Origin of the sequence: Bradyrhizobium sp. URHA0013, from assembly GCF_000518345.1 — a bacterium.
In the GTDB taxonomy this organism is placed as follows: domain Bacteria; phylum Pseudomonadota; class Alphaproteobacteria; order Rhizobiales; family Xanthobacteraceae; genus Bradyrhizobium.
This window is the reverse complement of sequence record NZ_KI912427.1, coordinates 1-16,277: the sequence shown is the minus strand read 5'-3', so window position 1 is coordinate 16,277 and position 16,277 is coordinate 1. Positions and strand designations below refer to the sequence as shown.

Annotated in this window: 16 protein-coding genes and 1 tRNA gene; 9 read left to right on the top strand and 8 right to left on the bottom strand. The window is 61.8% G+C overall.

What is annotated here, in order from left to right; genetic code table 11:
- Positions 1–111 precede the first annotated feature (111 nt).
- The gene (locus N551_RS0129495) at positions 112–1,086 is read left to right on the top strand and encodes a ketopantoate reductase family protein (RefSeq protein WP_027569978.1); all 975 of its coding nucleotides are present in this window, start codon (positions 112–114) and stop codon (positions 1,084–1,086) included.
- 4 nt (positions 1,087–1,090) lie between these two features.
- Here the strand turns inward: N551_RS0129495 and N551_RS0129490 are convergent, their stop codons facing one another.
- Positions 1,091–1,768 (bottom strand): alpha/beta family hydrolase, encoded by a 678-nt coding sequence (locus tag N551_RS0129490; RefSeq protein WP_027569977.1) that lies wholly within the window; start codon positions 1,766–1,768, stop codon positions 1,091–1,093.
- A gap of 126 nt (positions 1,769–1,894) precedes the next feature.
- Between N551_RS0129490 and N551_RS0129485 the strand changes: the two genes are divergently transcribed.
- On the top strand, positions 1,895–3,040 hold the full coding sequence (locus tag N551_RS0129485; protein ID WP_027569976.1) for an acyl-CoA dehydrogenase family protein: 1,146 nt from the start codon (positions 1,895–1,897) through the stop codon (positions 3,038–3,040).
- A gap of 23 nt (positions 3,041–3,063) precedes the next feature.
- Here N551_RS0129485 and N551_RS0129480 read toward each other — a convergent pair whose 3' ends face one another.
- Positions 3,064–4,203, bottom strand: a complete 1,140-nt coding sequence (locus N551_RS0129480; protein WP_027569975.1) for an amidohydrolase/deacetylase family metallohydrolase — start codon at positions 4,201–4,203, stop codon at positions 3,064–3,066.
- A 125-nt stretch (positions 4,204–4,328) separates the two neighbouring features.
- A tRNA-Ser gene (locus tag N551_RS38470) sits at positions 4,329–4,410 on the bottom strand.
- Between the two features lie 159 nt (positions 4,411–4,569).
- On the opposite strand from N551_RS38470, the gene N551_RS0129475 reads away from it, so the two are divergent.
- Positions 4,570–7,506, top strand: a complete 2,937-nt coding sequence (locus N551_RS0129475) for a hypothetical protein (protein WP_027569974.1) — start codon at positions 4,570–4,572, stop codon at positions 7,504–7,506.
- Positions 7,507–7,622: 116 nt separating this feature from the next.
- Here the strand turns inward: N551_RS0129475 and N551_RS0129470 are convergent, their stop codons facing one another.
- The 3 genes from N551_RS0129470 to N551_RS39095 are packed head-to-tail and all read right to left on the bottom strand — an operon-like array spanning position 7,623 to position 8,967.
- Entirely contained in the window at positions 7,623–7,991 is a 369-nt protein-coding gene (locus N551_RS0129470; RefSeq protein ID WP_035963297.1) for a VOC family protein, read from the bottom strand.
- Entirely contained in the window at positions 7,991–8,509 is a 519-nt protein-coding gene (locus tag N551_RS36720; protein WP_051462971.1) for a helix-turn-helix domain-containing protein, read from the bottom strand. The genes N551_RS0129470 and N551_RS36720 overlap by 1 nt, the downstream gene beginning before the upstream one ends.
- Positions 8,506–8,967: a hypothetical protein gene (locus N551_RS39095; RefSeq protein WP_197031212.1), complete on the bottom strand. Its 462-nt coding sequence runs from the start codon at positions 8,965–8,967 to the stop codon at positions 8,506–8,508. The genes N551_RS36720 and N551_RS39095 overlap by 4 nt, the downstream gene beginning before the upstream one ends.
- Positions 8,968–9,015: 48 nt before the next feature.
- Here N551_RS39095 and N551_RS0129450 point away from each other — a divergent pair, with 48 nt between their 5' ends.
- Complete coding sequence (locus N551_RS0129450; RefSeq protein WP_051462970.1) at positions 9,016–11,280, top strand: hypothetical protein; 2,265 nt, start codon at positions 9,016–9,018, stop codon at positions 11,278–11,280.
- 785 nt (positions 11,281–12,065) lie between these two features.
- Here the strand turns inward: N551_RS0129450 and N551_RS38465 are convergent.
- The gene (locus tag N551_RS38465) at positions 12,066–12,248 is read right to left on the bottom strand and encodes a hypothetical protein (RefSeq protein WP_027569971.1); all 183 of its coding nucleotides are present in this window, start codon (positions 12,246–12,248) and stop codon (positions 12,066–12,068) included.
- A gap of 571 nt (positions 12,249–12,819) precedes the next feature.
- On the opposite strand from N551_RS38465, the gene N551_RS0129440 reads away from it, so the two are divergent.
- From N551_RS0129440 to N551_RS0129415, 5 genes are all read left to right on the top strand, one after another.
- Entirely contained in the window at positions 12,820–13,095 is a 276-nt protein-coding gene (locus N551_RS0129440) for a helix-turn-helix domain-containing protein (RefSeq protein WP_035963294.1), read from the top strand.
- A gap of 302 nt (positions 13,096–13,397) precedes the next feature.
- A complete protein-coding gene (locus tag N551_RS38460) occupies positions 13,398–13,739 on the top strand; it encodes a hypothetical protein (RefSeq protein WP_155810017.1) in 342 nt (113 codons plus the stop codon).
- The gene (locus N551_RS0129425; RefSeq protein WP_027569967.1) at positions 13,726–14,313 is read left to right on the top strand and encodes a hypothetical protein; all 588 of its coding nucleotides are present in this window, start codon (positions 13,726–13,728) and stop codon (positions 14,311–14,313) included. Before N551_RS38460 ends, N551_RS0129425 begins: the two co-directional genes overlap by 14 nt.
- 124 nt (positions 14,314–14,437) lie before the next feature.
- A complete protein-coding gene (locus tag N551_RS0129420) occupies positions 14,438–14,911 on the top strand; it encodes a hypothetical protein (protein ID WP_155810016.1) in 474 nt (157 codons plus the stop codon).
- A 110-nt stretch (positions 14,912–15,021) separates the two neighbouring features.
- Positions 15,022–15,930 (top strand): 3'-5' exonuclease, encoded by a 909-nt coding sequence (locus tag N551_RS0129415; protein ID WP_256379066.1) that lies wholly within the window; start codon positions 15,022–15,024, stop codon positions 15,928–15,930.
- 32 nt (positions 15,931–15,962) lie between these two features.
- Here N551_RS0129415 and N551_RS0129410 read toward each other — a convergent pair.
- Positions 15,963–16,277: ATP-binding protein (locus N551_RS0129410; RefSeq protein ID WP_027568445.1), on the bottom strand; the 315-nt coding region annotated here is incomplete at its 5' end.

Here is a 16,277-nt window from a genome sequence, read left to right as displayed (position 1 = left end):
GCTCCGCACCTTGATCCATATCTTTCGAGCGTAGGGCAGCCGCGTCCATCGCATGGCGGCTTGTGTCATGCTGCCGCGGGGCGGCATCAAGGGATCAGGGACGGACATTACATGCGCATCTGCATTTTCGGCGCGGGCGCCGTCGGCAGCCATCTCGCGGTCAGGCTGGCCCGCGCCGGCCACGAGGTCTCGTGCGTGATGCGCGGCGCCCACCTGGAGGCGGTCCGGGCCAACGGCCTCAAGCTGCGCGTCGGCGATTCCGAGGTCTCCGCCAAGGTGAACGCCTCCGGCGATCCGGCCCAGCTCGGCCCCCAGGACGTCGTGATCAGCACCTTGAAGGCAACCGCGCTGACCGGGCTGGTCTCCAGTCTCAAGCCGCTGCTGCAGGACGACACCGCCATCGTGTTCGCGCAGAACGGCATTCCCTGGTGGTACGGGATCGGCCTGCCGCCACGACACCCGACTCCGCCCGACATCTCGTTCCTCGACCCGGGCGGGCGCTTGCGCGCCTGCATTCCGAAGGAGCGGATCGTCGGCGGCGTGGTCTTCTCCTCGAACGAGGTGATCGCGCCCGGTGTGGTGCAGAACCTGACGCCGGACCGCAACCGCCTGCTGATCGGCGAATGCGACGATCGCAATTGCGAGCGCATCACGACGCTGCGCGGTGTCTTCACAGACGCGAGGCTGGAATCGCCGCCGGTCGCCGAGATCCGCGAGGCGATCTGGTCAAAGCTGCTGACCAACATGTCGTTGTCGGTGCTGTGCCTGCTCACCGGCCAGACCGCGCGCGGCGTGCGCGACGATCCTGCGTTCGCCGAGGTTATCCCGCGGATGCTGAACGAGGCCAACGAGATCGCCCAGCACTTCATCCCCGAGGTCAAGCGCGTATCACGCAGCGGCCCCGCCCCCAATCACAAGCCGTCGCTGCTGCAGGATTACGAGCTCGGCCGCGCCATGGAGATCGACGTCCTGGTGAAGGCGCCCCAAGCCTTCGCGCGCACCGCCGGCCTGTCCACGCCAACGCTCGACCTGATCGCCGCCCTCGCGATCCAGAAAGCGCGCGACAAAGGGCTTTATTCGTCGTGAGATTTCAGGCGAGCTTGTCGATCCAGACCACCAGCGCATCAAGCACCTCCGCAAGCGCCTCCTCATTGCTGCGGCCGGACCTTTTGAGCACCGCGAAGGAGTGATCGCCGCCTTCGAGCTCGTGCAGCGTCGCTTTCGGGGCAAGAGCGGCGATGACGGGCTTGAGGAGGCCGAGATCGGCGAGCCCGTCGCGGGTGCCTTGCAGGAACAGCATCGGGATCTCGACACGGGCCAGGTGCTCGGCGCGCTCCGTCGACGGCTTCTTGTCGGCGTGCAGGGGAAAGCCGAGGAAGGCGAGCCCTTTGACATCAGGCAGCGGCGTCTTGGACTGCGCCTGCGATGTCATGCGCCCGCCGAAGGATTTTCCGCCCGCGACGAGCTTCACACCTGGGCAGAGCCGCGCGGCTTCCTCGACTGCCGCGCGGATCGTGGCATGGGCGACCGCCGGCTGGTCGGGACGGCCCAGCTTGTTCTCCATGTAGGGAAAATTGAAGCGGAAAGTCGCGATGCCGCGAGCAGCGAGCCCCTCCGCAATCTTGTCCATCGATGCGTGCCGCATCCCTGCACCGGCACCATGCGCCAGCACGTAGCAGCCGCGCGCCTTGTCCGGCTGCATCAGGATCGCGGAGACCGTGCCGATGCGCGCGATGTCGAGCTTGAGCTCTTTGGTTTTGGCAGCCACAATCAACCATTCCGACAGACGCTACTCCGGCCGCCTTGGTAGCGTCACCGGCGCAGCCTGAAAACACAATAATTGCCGCTGCCGACTGGCCTACCAAGCCGGAACACTGCATCAACCGAGGTTTCCATGTCCTACCGCTCCTACTGGATGACCGAAGAGCTCGAAATCTTCCGCGACCAGTTCCGGAAATACCTCGCCAAGGATCTGGCCCCGCATGCCGAAAAATGGCGCGAGCAGAAGATGGTCGACCGCTTTGCCTGGCGCGGGCTCGGCGAGATGGGCGCGCTGCTGGCGAGCGTGCCGGAGGAATATGGCGGCCTCGGCGCGACCTTCGCCTATGACGCCGCCGTGCTCGACGACCTCGAAAGCACGGTACCGGAGCTGACGACCGGCGTCTCCGTGCACAGCGCCATCGTCGCCCACTACATCCTCAATTACGGCTCCGAGGAGCAGAAGAAGCGTTGGCTGCCGAAGATGGCCTCGGGCGAGATGGTCGGCGCCATCGCCATGACCGAGCCCGGCACCGGCTCGGATTTGCAGGCCGTCAAGACCACCGCCAGGAAGCAGGGCAATTCCTACGTCATCAACGGACAGAAGACTTTCATCACCAACGGCCAGGCCGCCGATCTCGTCATCGTGGTCGCGCGCACCGGCGATGTCGGCGCCAAGGGCATTTCGCTGATCGTGGTCGAAACCTCAGGCGCGGATGGATACAAGCGCGGGCGCAACCTCGACAAGATCGGCCTGCATGCCTCCGACACGTCCGAGCTGTTCTTCGACAACGTCGCGGTCCCGCCAGACAATTTGCTCGGCGGCGAGGAAGGCCAGGGCTTCGTGCAGCTGATGCAGCAATTGCCGCAGGAGCGCCTCGCGCTCGCCGTCGGCGCGGTCGCCGCGATGGAGCGCGCGATAAAACTCACCGTCGACTACACCAAGGAGCGAAAGGCGTTCGGCAAGCCGCTGATGGATTTCCAGAACACCGCCTTCAAGCTCGCCGAGCGCAAGACCGAAGCGATGATCGCGCGCGTCTTCGTCGACTGGTGCATCGAGCGGCTGGTCGCCAAGGACCTCGACACCGTCACGGCGTCGATGGCGAAATACTGGTGCTCGGAGAAGCAGGTCGAGACCGCCGACGAATGCCTCCAGCTGTTCGGCGGCTACGGCTACATGCAGGAATATCCGATCTCGCGCATCTTCATCGATTCCCGCATCCAGAAGATCTATGGCGGGACGAATGAGATCATGAAGCTGTTGATCGCGAGATCGCTGTAATCAGGTCGTGAGCGGCCCACCGCTCAATTCGGATGCCACCAGCGGCCGCCGATGACGACGCCTTCGGACACGATCTTGCGATCCCCGATCAGGTGCTCGCCGACGACGTCCTCATAGTCGAACTGGCCTTGCTTGATCGAGATCAGCGTGGCGTCGCCGACGCTGCCCGGCTTGAGGCTGCCGAGTTCGGGCCGCCGCAGCGCCATCGCGGCGTTGACAGTGGAGGTTGCGATGACGTCGGACAGCGGCATGCCCATGCACAGGAATTTCGACAGGGTCGTCACTTGGTCGAACGCCGGGCCGTCGATGCAGAGCTGATGAATGTCGGACGAGATGGTGTCCGGATAGAAGCCGTTGGCGAGCATGGCACGTGCGGTCTTGAACGCGAACGAGCCCTTGCCGTGGCCGATGTCGAACAGCACGCCGCGCTCGCGGGCGTCGAGCACCGCACGTTTCACCGTGCCCTGCGCGGTCGCGGGCGTGTTGGGGAAGGGCCGGAACGCGTGGGTGAGCACGTCGCCGGGGCGCAGGCGCGCCAGCACCTCCTCGTAGCTCGGCGGCGGATGATCGATATGCGCCATCAGCGGCATGCCGACCTCGTTCGCGACCTCGAGCGCGATGTCGAGCGGCACGACGCCCGACGTGCCCGAGGAGTGCAAGCCCACGCGCACCTTGATGCCGACGATGAGATCGCGATTTTCGTCAGCCACCTTGGCCGCCTCGACCGGATTCATCAGCCGCAGTTCCTCGCTCTCACCGACCATGATCCGGTGCGAGAAGCCAAAAATGCCGGCATGCGAGACGTGCAGATAAGCGAGAATGCGAACCTGGCTCGGCTCGATCACATGCTTGCGGAAGCCCGCGAAATTGCCCGGCCCCGCGCTGCCGGTGTCGACGGCGGTGGTGACGCCGGAGAGACGGCAGAATTCCTCGGCGTCGATGCCAAGTGAAGTGCCGCCCCAATAGACATGGGTGTGGAGATCGATCAGCCCCGGCGTCACGATGTAGCGTGACACATCGCGCACATCGGTGCCCGGATCGGCCTTGAGCCTGGTGCCGATCGCAGCGACCTTGCCGCCGGAAAAGGCGACATCGGTCACGGCATCGAGCTTCTGGGACGGGTCGACCACACGGCCGCCGCGCAGGATCAAGTCGAAGGGCATTGTGGTCTCCGGATGGGGCGGTGAGGCGGGCCGGCAGTCAGTCCGGGCCAGGAAGGAAGCTTCGCGCTTCTAGCAATTTTTGCGCCGACAAGCGTGGCAAACGCGACGATTGCTCACTGAAAAACTGGCGATCCCGGCATGACTCGAACATGCGACCTACGGTTTAGGAAACCGTATTACGGCATAAGAAATCAATGAGTTAGGACCCCGGTGTTGCAGATACGTTGCAGGCCCGTTTTCGGACGCTAGGGCCCCCCGTCCCCTCAGGCTTCGAATCGTGCATATTGCGGCCCCGGCTGAGCCGAACATCGCTTCGGCATCGGCATACGTCGCGGCGAGCCGCCGTATGCTCGAGCGAGACGAGAAATGGATCCCGTTGTTACCTCTCCGAGCGGTCTAACGCCGGTAAAGCTCGCGAGCATCATCCGCTTTCATCTGGGCGAGCTTTCGGCCCGCAACGGCCACCACGAATTTGAGAACCTCTGCCGTCATCTCGCGCGGGCTCGGATCTACCGCAACATCCTGCCGGCGACCGGACCGGTCTCCGCAGGCGGAGACCAGGGCCGCGACTTCGAGACCTACAGCGCCGGCGTCAGGATCGGCCTGTTCGACCGCAGGGTCTCCGACGGTAAGGCGGTCTTTCTGTGCTCGATCGAGAAACGGATCGAGGCGAAGATCAAAGCAGACGTCAACTCCGCGCTGAAGGGAGGAAAGGCCGACGAGATCTTCTACTTCTGCGAAAGCAATTTGCCGGTCGGCAGACGGCATGCGCTCCAAGATTGGGTCCGCAAGACCCAAGATGTCCCTCTCGAGATTTTCGACGGAACCGCGATCGCCGAGATGTTGAGCGACCGCGATGTCTTCTGGATCGCCCAGGAGTTCCTCCACATCCCAGCCGAGATAGTTCCAGCGGCCGCCGACCAGAACGAATGGTACGGGAAACTGCGCGAGCGATGGAGCGGGCGGACACCGCTTTCGGCCAGCGCAGCCGATTTCGCTGAAATAAAGTTCGGTCTCCGTCGCGCGACTCGGGAGGAAGACGCGAAGCCGGACTTCCTGCGCTGGATCGGACTGATGGAGCGCTTCACCGAGCCTGGTTCGCCCCGCCACCTGCAACGCTGGGCCATATACGAGATCGCGGTCGCTTTCCTTCGCGGCAAGAGCGAGATGACGAGCCAGTTGCCGCGTCTGCGGGACTTTTTCTCGGACCTCGAAGACTGGTTGGCCGTGGCGGATATGAAAGACGCATCGGTTCTGCTGGTCTACGCTTTCGGAGGCTTGGCTTTGAAGCATCTCGAAACGAACCCGGCCGAGCTTTTCGCGTGGCGCGCTCGATTGCAGTCGCTGCTCGATCGCGAGATCTTGGGAGCACGGGGGCCGGGACGACGGAGCACCCTGCTCGACGCCCGGGCTTTCCTGCAGTTGCTGCCGGAGATGGAGGGCGGCCCACTTCTCACCGATCGCGCATTCGACGACTGGGAGCTGATGCTGAAGGACGCGGAGGTAACGCCGCTCTTTCCGATCGCCGAGTTTGCAAGCCATCTGTCGAAGATGACCGGCCCCTTGGGACGCCACCCTCGGTTTTCGAAATTAGCTGAAGACACCGACGCGCTGCTCGCGAGACGGCAGGGTCCGGTGCTGGCGACGGAAAGCACCTTCGAGCGTGCGCGGGCATTCTACAAGGCCGACGATCTACTCCAGGCGGTGCGCGATCTGCACCGCGTGCAGCAACGTTGGTTGACCGGCGACTCCATGGTCGCCTTCCAGCAAGCGAGCTACCTTCTGGCCACCTCATACCTCGAACTTGGAGCCGCTTATGCCGCGAAGTACGTTGCCTTGACGGCCGCGTTCGTGGCTCGCGCGTCCGACGACCAGGAGGTCGCCCGTACCGCGCCAACGATGCTCTTCCGAGCCGCGGATGCGGACGACACGGCGGGCAATTCCCTGTCGTTCTTTCGATTGCTCCTGCTGGGGATGCTTGCCCACGTCGAACACGACGCCGATCCGCTAGATGATGATCGGCACCCAGACATTCGGGCTCAGCTCGGCCAAGCTGCCGCTCTCCGAGGTCTCGCGGCACGTGCCGGATCCTCGTATCTCGCGCAAGTGGATGCCGCGCTTTCGAAATGGCCTCCGCCGCTGCGGGAGACGATCGTCCAATCGTCTCTCGACCCGGACGGTTTCTGGGCAAAGGGCTCGTGGGACGAGACCTGGAGCAAAATCGAGGAGAGCTTCGCGGATCGGCCTTTCGGCGACCTCGGCGCGACCCGGACGATTTCCTGGCGCGCCCTCGGTGTTCGCTGGACGGCCTCGTTCGCCAATGTCCCGGGGACGGTCGCGGTCGCTGAGGAAACCATAGCCACTCTCCAGATCGCACTGGTCGCGCTGGCCGGCCTCGATCTGTGCCTGCTGCCCTTGAAGGTGCATCTGAACATCACGCTTTGTCGGAAAGCGCCTCGTGTCCAAGTTCGCGACGGGTCTTCCGTCAAGAATTCGATTACCGTGGACATGGAGGTTCGCCGGGACTTTCCCGAGAAGCAAGTCAAGCGATGGATCGTCGACGCCTTCGTGCCGATCATGGGGCTGTTGAGCCTAATCTCGCTCCTGCCGAAAGATCGGCTGCAGTCGGCTATCGAACGGGACCTCCAGGAAGCCGCAGGCCGGGTCCATATCGCGCGGCCTTATCGCGAACTCTATCGAGAGTTCACGGATGACCAGGGTTTTGAGCGTACGGCCCCCGCCGACACCGCTCCGCTCGCACTCGATCGCCGATTCGAAGGACAGGAACATCCGCTGCTCGCTTCCAAAACCGGTCCGGGACCGACCTATTCGAAGGCCGAAGCGTTGGAGCGGATCCAACGCCGATACGAAAAAGGCATCGCGTGCGTCGGCTACACCGCCCGGCGCCTCGCCGATCGCGCGGATCGCCGCGAGCTCCTGGTGCAGTGGCATCGCGAAGGATTGCGGGATTGGGAAATCCTAACGATCATAACCAACGTCGCGGCGAATCTGCGACATCCCGTGGAAGACGATGCCACCGAGGCTCATGTGGCCGAAGCGCTTCGCGCAACATTCGAATTCGTTGAAGATGCAGATTCCGCCCTCGATCCCAACCTTATTTCGGTTGAACTACTGCAGCGATTCCGACCCGTCTATCAAACGACCTATCTGAAAACCTGGGATTTGGACGTGCACTTCCCCGCGGTCGACGAAAAGACGCTCGAAGCGTTCTTAGTCGCGCGATATGGACTACGAAGCGACGACGTCGAACATCCGGATATCTTCGCCTGGGCGCGGCAGTAAAAAGACATCTGCCACCGCGATCGAGGGCGGTGACAAGCCCTCCTGGGCGAACTGTGAGAGCTAGTAGGATGTAGAAGTTCCGAGATCGCGGTGCCGCGACGTCGAGAACACAGTATCTAGCGCGGCGCGTCCTCTGCAGCTTCCGAGAGTTCGATCTTGTGGCCTTCGGGGTCGCGCAGTACGCAGTGCCGTCTTCGATTCGGATCTTTCCGGTCCGAGATCACTTGCGCGCGCGGACCGAGACGCTCGAGTACGCCCGAGACCGATTGTACGCGGAAGCCGAGCCTGACGCCTTGCGAGGTCGGTTCGTCGCAACGGCGCGGGTAGATCTCGAAAACCGCGCCGTTGCCGTTGCTGGCGAGATGTTCACGTCCGTTGCCGTGGCGCTCCACCTTGAAGCGCATGCCGAGGTTCTCGTAGAAAGAAGCGAGGTTCGCTGGATCTTCGGAGCGCAAGACCACAAGGTTGATAGCCGGAGAGTTCATCAGACGCTCGCCTTAAGCGCACTCAGCTCCAATCGGGCTTCCATGTCGTCAAAGACGACGCTCATTTCCAATCGACCGCCCATAGCATGAATGTGTCTCGCAAGCGTCTCGATTTGGACGTTTCCGCGCCTTTCGATGCGCTGCACCGAAGGCTGCTTTATGTCCAGCGCATTGGCGACGTCCACTTGCGTCAGGCCACTCAAGACACGCATCTCAACTAAGGTTAGATGCTTGAGGACGCCGTCTCTGGAAAAGGACTCCCGAAGTTGTCCGATCCTCTTGGCGGCCTTGTCGGCGTTCCGGAAAACCTCGTCGGGTCGCTGCCCGTAAACTCCCGGAGTCACGTAGATGCCGAAACCGAAGCTCGGTCGGTACGACACCTCCGTGCGGAAGTCGCCATCCGAAATATCGATGAAGGACTCCCCCCCTTCGGATTCCGCTTCATCCACGGCGATCTTCGCATCGGGAGCGAGGTCTCGAAGGGCGCTGACGAAAGCTTCTACCAATTGAGAGGTCATTCCAGTTTCACCGTTTGTCCGTCCTGGCCCGGCTTGTCCAGGCAACAGCGCGGTCCACCGCTTTTGCCGGGAAGCTCCTCTATCCGGATCGCCCCGTTCGAACCGATCCACGTATTGTGGCCCTTCGAACGGTAGCGGATCAAATCCGGCCGCCCTGGGACCTTCCTCCGGCTATCCTCCTGAGGAGGATACAACCGGCCGTCGTCGAGATGATTGTCGGGGTCTTCCGGAACACCAGAAAACTCATCCTCGACGGCGGTCAAAGTTCTTTTTAGCAGTTCGAAAGCCTCGTCATGCGACGCCGCGTGGGCTGCGGACCCAAGCCGGTCCAGAAACACTGCGATCCGTTGCCGACGATCCAACATTACATAGCGTCCTTCAATATACTCCGCAAGGTATAAATGTTGCCTTCGGATCTCGCTACTTTGTTGTACCGAGTTGTACCAGATGCTTGACATGCATCGCCCAACATGTCAAGTCAGACTGGTACAACGAGGAACAACACCATGGCACAGTCTCGGTATTCCGCCGCCAAAGCCCGCGCGCAAGGAAGGCCTGGCTGGACCGTCACTTTCCGCCACCCTTTGCGAAGCGATGCGAAAGGCAGGCCGGGCCTCAAGGTCCGAAGGGGTCTCGGCACGGCAGATAGCGAAGAGGCCGACCGCCTCGTCGCCGAACTCAACGTCATTCTCGCCGACACCTCATGGTGGAGCGCGCTGAAGCGCGAGGAAGCCGAACGTAGATTCTCCAAGGTGATCACCGCGGCCTTCTACGACGAGATACAAGCTGGCCGTCCGGACCCCTGGGACGTCCGCGAACGTCACATCCGATTGCGCGACGCGGCGGAGGACTACAGCCGTGTCATTTTCGTGGGGACGACTGGTGCCGGCAAAACGAGCCTGCTGCGTCACGTGATCGGTTCTGATCCGGACGAAGATCGGTTTCCTTCTACCTCGACCGCGAAGACGACAGTTTCCGACATCGAAGTCGTCCTGGCAGATGAACCGTTCGCGGCGGTGGTCACGTTCTTTTCGGAATTCTGGGTGCAGGCGAATCTCGAGGATTGCATCGCGGATGCCTGCTCCGCAGCTTGGGCCAAGGCGCCCCAGGCTAAGGTGGCGGACCGTTTTCTGAATCACCGCGACCAGCGCTTCCGGCTGACCTACACTCTAGGTTCGTGGGAGGACGAAAGTGCGAATATCTCCGACGACGATTGGGCTTTCGAGGAGAACGCCGCGCCTGTCGGCATGGGCGAAGGCCACATCGACGAGGAGGAGCGACGAACGAACGCTTCACTGCTCCGTACCTACGTGGATCGTATCTTCGCGATCAGCGCGCGCGCGACGCAAACTCTATCGAGCGAATTGGACGAAGACGTCAGCAAGCTTACCGGACCGGATCTGGAGGCCGCGCAGGAGCTATTCGAGGAGCGGATACAAGACGATCCCGACTTCGACGAATTGGTCCACGATGTTATGGACAGTCTACGTTCGAAGTTCGACCTGCTTTTGAAAGGTGAGCTGGACTTTCATCCGTCCGGTTGGCCGGCTAAATGGATGTTCGAATGCGAAGAGAGGCGAGAGTTCATCGAGCAGATCCGCTGGTTCTCGAGTAATTACGCTCCCCAGTTCGGACGACTACTGACGCCGCTCGTTGACGGCATCCGAATCCTCGGCCCGCTCTTCCCGACATTCACAAAAACTCAGCCGAAGCTCGTGCTTCTCGACGGTCAGGGACTTGGCCACACGCCAGACTCCTCGGCGAGCGTGACGACTCACATCACGCGGCGGTTCGCAGAAGTCGACGTCATTCTGCTCGTGGACAATGCTCAGCAACCCATGCAGGCTGCTTCTCTTTCGGTCATCAGGGCCGCAGCGACAGGTGGCCATCAGCAGAAGTTATCCATCGCCTTCACCCACTTCGATCAGGTCAAGGGCGTCAACCTGCCGGGTTTTGCCGAAAAGCGGGCTCACGTCATGGCATCCGTCACCAACGGTCTGGCGAATTTGAGAGATGTGCTCGGCAACTCCATCATTCGAACTCTGGAGCGCTCGGTGGATCAACAGTGCTTCATGCTGGGCGCTCTCGACCAGCCGAGCAGCAAATTGCCGAAAGGGGTCAAGGGCGAACTCGAGCGAATGCTCGAAACGTTCAGGAAGGCAATCGAGCCGCCGCCCGCGCCGGCGGCGAACCCCGTCTATCGTCCTGACGGGCTCGTCCTCGCCCTGCAAAGCGCCGCGAGGGGGTTCAGACGGCCGTGGAGCGCTCGCCTCGGGCTGCAGCCGCACGAGAACGCCTACAAGGAGCATTGGGGACGCATCAAGGCGCTGAACAAGAGGATCGCGACCGAAATCGGTACGGAGTACGATAATCTGAAACCGGTCGCAGATCTTCTGGCGAGGCTCAGCGAGGAGATTTCGCGCTTCCTCGACAATCCAGCGACCTGGCACCCTCGCTCTCCGGACGACGCGGAGGCCGAAGCCGCACTCTCATCGATACGGCAGCAAGTCTACACCGATCTTCATCGGATCGTCGAACGCCGGCTGGTGCAGGACCATCTTGACGATTGGCGCACGGCGTACGATCTACGCGGAAAAAACTCGACCTTCGGACGCGCGCAGCAAATAAACGCCATCTACGAGGCGGGCGCGCCGATCGCGTCGACCGTGATCAATTCCGTCGCGGCCGAATTCATTCAGGAGATGCGGCGGCTCGTCTATCAGGCGATAGTCGCTAAGGGAGGTACTATACAGGCCGACGACGTAAGCTGAAGACTTGCCGCAACGCCGTATTTCAAGCGGCATCGAAGCGCATAAGCGTGTGCGCCTCCGCGTCCATATTTCGTTCCTTCGGGATAAACGGTGCGTCGGCATACAATCGGCGTTGTTGCTGAGGCGTATGAACTGGCTCTCACCGAGTGCGAGTCGCTTCGCCGTGGGGTAGCCGAACCGTTGCACCGTGGATTGCTTGCTCTGCTACAGAAACGGGGGAAGACTAGGTCGGCTCGTCACGCAATGGAGCGGCCCCTGCCCCACGGAAGCTCTTCTCGTCTCGGCACTGCGCGCGACGTTGAGGCCCTGCTCCCCGCGCTTTGGCGGTTTCGTCGATCTTTCACGATGGAGCGGTTCGATCTTCGATGACGCTGTGATTTTGAGCAGTCGCAAGGTTCGTTAAACAAGCCTTGCGCGGCCGCACCGACGACACCTTTCAGAGGCTGTCGTGCGGCTCGCGCTCGAGCGGTTTGCTGATATCATTGAAGGCGCTTTGGTGAGGATCACTCCGGTACACTGGAACGGTCCGGACGGAGAGCCGCCGCGCTCCTGGATCATCCTGACTCAAGGCCTGAGCGGCCCTATGGTGCGACATCCTAGACACCGAGACCTAACATGCAACAATGCCCCGGCGGCAAAAGCGGGATAGGATTGAGTTTTCCCTTCTGGAGCATTTCATGTTCGACACGGCAACAATCGCGCTTTTGGACGCGGTTCTCGATGAAGTCTGCGAAAGCGTCTCGCACCGCGAGATCGGAGCACGGACCCGTGTGGGATCGAAGATCCTAGAAGCTGCTACCCGGGAAGACATTTCTCACGAAGACTTGCTTGCGCGAATACAACGGCGAAACATAATCAGATTTGGGCAACTCGATGCGGACGCCTCGCGGCGTGAACGATGTGATGGTGTACGAATCCTCCTTGCGCGCTTTCGCCACGCTGCGTTTCGCCTTGCCGCGGTTTGCCATGCTGCCTCTCGATCTGATGGGTCTGGAACACGGCATTAGTGTTTGCAGGCAAAGTCGACATAAGCCAGCCAATTCGGCATTCGGACATCTCGAGATCGTGGAAAACCCGAAATCGGGAAGCTAACTTTTCTTCGCGACAACCAGTTCATGATGATCGGCCATTACGCAATTCTAGATTGTGGTCCTGTGTACTTCCCGCATGGTCTAGCAGCTTTTGGGGGCCGTGCTGCGCTGCGAGAAGGCCTATTCCCCCTAGTAGATGGCGACTGCCGTCACCGGCCCCAAGTGACCACGATACCAAGGTCAAAACAGGGCTTTGCCGCCATTTGGGGGGCACTCGAGGGCTGGATTTGAGAGTAATAAGCGGCCCCGGTGTCGGTGGGTATGCCGGTGCCGAATTTAGCCTGCCGTCTCCCTTGCCCTATTGTCGAAGAGCCCACGGCCTGGCTCCATCAGGCTCCAGACACCTATCCTCCATCGCGCAATTTGCAGCGCGGGTGGATGCCGTTGGACTAGCGGCGAAGAATCGGAGAGATTCGCGACGGCGGATGATCAGACCGAATGGGAAGGCATGGGGCGCAAGTACAAAGACAAAGAAAAAACTACGCCGGAAAGCTTTAAGGTTCTGCGCGCGAACCTGTCTCAGAACGTCAAGATGTTGAGGGAGAAGAAAGCTCTGACGCAATTGGAGCTCGTTAACCTGGCCGAACTCATGCGGCCGGCTCTGCTAAGCGATATCGAGCGCAACGTAAACACGGTGAACCCTACGTTAGAAACGTTATGCCGTCTCGCGGAGGCCTTAGAGGTCGAGGTGGTCAAACTTCTCTCTCCGCCACGGAAGACGTAAGCGGCCCTGCTTCCTTGTCCGTCGCTTCCTGCCGAGCGAGCCATTCTTTCAGAGCGTATTGAACGACGTGTGATACGCGCGCGTTGCTCCTGATTGCGGCGATCTTGATCCGCTCGACTACGTCCTCGTCCAGGATGCATAACAACTGCCTTCTACCCGTCGGCAAGCGCTTGCTCCCGCCCTTCTTCACTTCCATCATCGCCTAGCATCCTAGCCGTCTATGACCCCATTGACATGGTCAAAATTACGTTATAAAGCATACGTTATACAGCAATATATCGGGTTTGACGAGGAAGATTATCGTGACCTACCTGGAGTACATCACAAGCCACAAATGGCGGACCAGCGCCGCGCGCTTAGGCGAACTCGCTGCGTCGGGCCACCGGTGCCGGACCTGTTATGCATCACCCGGCGACGACGTGCGGCTGGAGGTTCATCACAGGACGTACGAGCGCCTGGGCCATGAACTGATCGGCGATCTTACGACCCTGTGCTGCTACTGCCATCACGTGATCACAGACGCCCATCGGCGCCGCCGCTACGCGTTGATCCGACCGAACCCCGTCGACACGGCTCCGCTGTTCGAGAGGACTGCACCTCTCTTCGACCCCTCCATGGGATTTCAGCGCCATGAGCGATATTGAGCAGATCTCGCTGCGCCTGACCGGCGTACGCCCACTTCTGATGCACAACGGCGCCTTGGCCGACCCGCTCGATCAACAATCGATCGACCTCGCGGCGTTCACGGGCAAGCGCGCGAAGACGAGGGCCGACCACGAAATCATCGCCGAGCTCGAATGGTACGGAGGCTTGTGGTTGCACCAGTCCCAGCCCTGCCTTCCGGAGCACGTGCTCGAGAGCGTCTTCGTGGACGGCGCGAAGTACAAGCGGAAGGGGCGCGTCGCAACCGCCGGCCTAGAGGTCGTCGCACCCGCGATGCTCGATTACGGCGATCAACGCGATCTGCCTTCGTTGTGGTCGGATCCCGAATTCCGCAAGCGCGCCGCCGTGAGGATCCGCGACGTCAAAACCATGAGGACTAGACCCCGTTTTGCCGTGTGGTCGGCCGAATTCACGGCGTCGTATCTGCCGTCTCTCCTCGACCGGGAGGAGGTCGTGGCCTTCTTCAAGATCGCCGGAGCTCTGGTCGGAGTCGGCGATTGGCGCCCGAAATTCGGGAAGTTCACGGTCGAAGAGGTCCCCCGGAGGCGGGGATGACGCGTGGCGGGTCGTGGCCCGGCGAGCCAGGGCAGTGCCCGGCGAGGCAAGGCGAGAGCCCGAAAGGGCTGCTCCTTCTTATTTCAAACGGCCGGCATCGCCGGCCCTGCGTAAAGGCGTAAGCATGAGTACCAGAAAGACCTTCCGCACCGGTTCGAGGAAGCGGTCTACGGTCAGCCGCCACCGTCGACCCGACGCTCTGGAGTCCGCGTTCGATCCGAAGACGAAATGGAGGACGTTGCGCGCCGATCAGTTCGACGCGACGGACGCCAGAGAGATCGATGGTGTCCTAGACCGGACTGTGATCTTCGGCCGCGAGGACTGGAGCGCCGCCGTCAAGGGGGACATCGAGGCTGCGCTCCGGCTCGTGATCGGCTTCATGCCCATCGGCGAGATCACAGTTCAGGTCGACCTGGCCATGACTGCGATGCTCCGGCTCGCGCTCGGAGGCAACAGCGAAGCCGCGGCCGCCATCTCCCTGGTCGTACATCACCTGCCGGGCCGCTTCGCCTTCCACCGTGAAATCTCGAAGTCTTGGATGATTCGCAACGTGCTCGCCGCGTACGGCAAGTCCCACCATCGGCTGCTGGCCGAGTAGCGCATCGTCCCAAGCGCCCGGAAATGACCATGATTGATCCGCAACTCGACTTGCGCATGCCCGGAGAGGGTGCGCCAAGTACTGAATCGCACCCGGCACAGCCACACGGAATCCTCTCGGCACGGCTTCCGCCTGCCGCCCGATCGTTCGAGAGGATGGCCACGAAGCTCGAGCTGACGGGAAGCTATCGGGTGCTGCGTCGCTTGACGGCTCCGCCGTCGCTTCCAGCCAACGGCAGGCCGGTCCGGCGCGCTGTCGTGGTCGACGTCGAGACCACGGGGCTCGATCATTCCGAAGACAACGTCATCGAACTTGCCATGGCGGCTTTCGACTATTCGATCGACGGCGAGATTCTCGGTATCCGCGATACCTTCCAGTCGTTCAACGACCCGGGCCGGCCCCTGTCGCCTTTCGTGACACGGCTGACCGGCATCAGCGACGAGACGGTCTCAGGCAAGCGCGTAGACCCCGACCAGGTAGATGGGTTTCTCTCGGATATCTCGTTGATTCTGGCGCATAATGCGTCTTTCGACAGGCCGTTCTGCGAGAGGCTGAGTTCCCGTTTCGCCGTTCTGCCTTGGGGCTGTTCGCTCCGAGAGATCTCTTGGTCCGACGAAGGATTCGAAGGCGCCCGGCTCGGGCAGCTGGCGATCGGCCACGGCCTCTTTTTCGCCGGCCATCGGGCGCTCGACGACTGCATCGCGGCCGTATCCATTCTCGCCCGACCGCTTCCCGTAAGCGGTCGCACCGCTTTGGCCGTCCTTCTCGAGTCGGCCCGAAAGGCCCGCTGGAGGGTGCGGGCGGTCGGCGCACCCTTCGCGGCGCGCACGGCACTGAAGGCCCGCGGATATCGCTGGGACGGGCGCGACGGACCCTTGCGCGGATGGTACGTCGACGTCGATGACGCCGGGCTGGCGGTGGAGACAACCTACCTCCGCGACGAGATTTATGGCCGCGCGGACGCTCCGATCGACGTACGTGAGGTTTCCGCGTTCGACCGCTATTCCGATAGATGCTGAGGATGCTCCGATGACGAAACAGACGAGAAGTGTCAATCGGCGTTCAAATTTGACCCTGTATCGGCGTCCAATTTTGACCCCTTCGAGCGGCGGGTTTTGGCGGTAGCGCTCGCACCGTCGGAGCTGGTCGGGGTTGCGGAGACGGTGCGAGCGCGGGTTGCGTGATCGTCGTCGCGGCTTTTGAAGCGCCAGCTGTCGTTGCCGGTCTCGACGATGTCGCAATGGTGGGTCAGGCGATCGAGAAGCGCGGTGGTCATTTTGGCGTCGCCGAACACGCTGGGCCATTCACCGAACGCGAGATTGGTGGTGACGACGATGGACGTGCGCTCGTAGAGCCGGCTGACGAG

Coding starts and splice junctions, on each gene's coding strand:
- N551_RS39095 (WP_197031212.1), bottom strand. CDS start 8,967: ATGTCAAGCATCTGGTACAACTCGGTACAACAAAGTAGCGAGATCCGA.
- N551_RS0129440 (WP_035963294.1), top strand. CDS start 12,820: ATGGGGCGCAAGTACAAAGACAAAGAAAAAACTACGCCGGAAAGCTTT.
- N551_RS0129495 (WP_027569978.1), top strand. CDS start 112: ATGCGCATCTGCATTTTCGGCGCGGGCGCCGTCGGCAGCCATCTCGCG.
- N551_RS0129470 (WP_035963297.1), bottom strand. CDS start 7,991: ATGAACTCTCCGGCTATCAACCTTGTGGTCTTGCGCTCCGAAGATCCA.
- N551_RS0129425 (WP_027569967.1), top strand. CDS start 13,726: ATGAGCGATATTGAGCAGATCTCGCTGCGCCTGACCGGCGTACGCCCA.
- N551_RS38465 (WP_027569971.1), bottom strand. CDS start 12,248: ATGGCAAACCGCGGCAAGGCGAAACGCAGCGTGGCGAAAGCGCGCAAG.
- N551_RS0129485 (WP_027569976.1), top strand. CDS start 1,895: ATGTCCTACCGCTCCTACTGGATGACCGAAGAGCTCGAAATCTTCCGC.
- N551_RS0129450 (WP_051462970.1), top strand. CDS start 9,016: ATGGCACAGTCTCGGTATTCCGCCGCCAAAGCCCGCGCGCAAGGAAGG.
- N551_RS0129480 (WP_027569975.1), bottom strand. CDS start 4,203: ATGCCCTTCGACTTGATCCTGCGCGGCGGCCGTGTGGTCGACCCGTCC.
- N551_RS36720 (WP_051462971.1), bottom strand. CDS start 8,509: ATGACCTCTCAATTGGTAGAAGCTTTCGTCAGCGCCCTTCGAGACCTC.
- N551_RS0129475 (WP_027569974.1), top strand. CDS start 4,570: ATGGATCCCGTTGTTACCTCTCCGAGCGGTCTAACGCCGGTAAAGCTC.
- N551_RS0129420 (WP_155810016.1), top strand. CDS start 14,438: ATGAGTACCAGAAAGACCTTCCGCACCGGTTCGAGGAAGCGGTCTACG.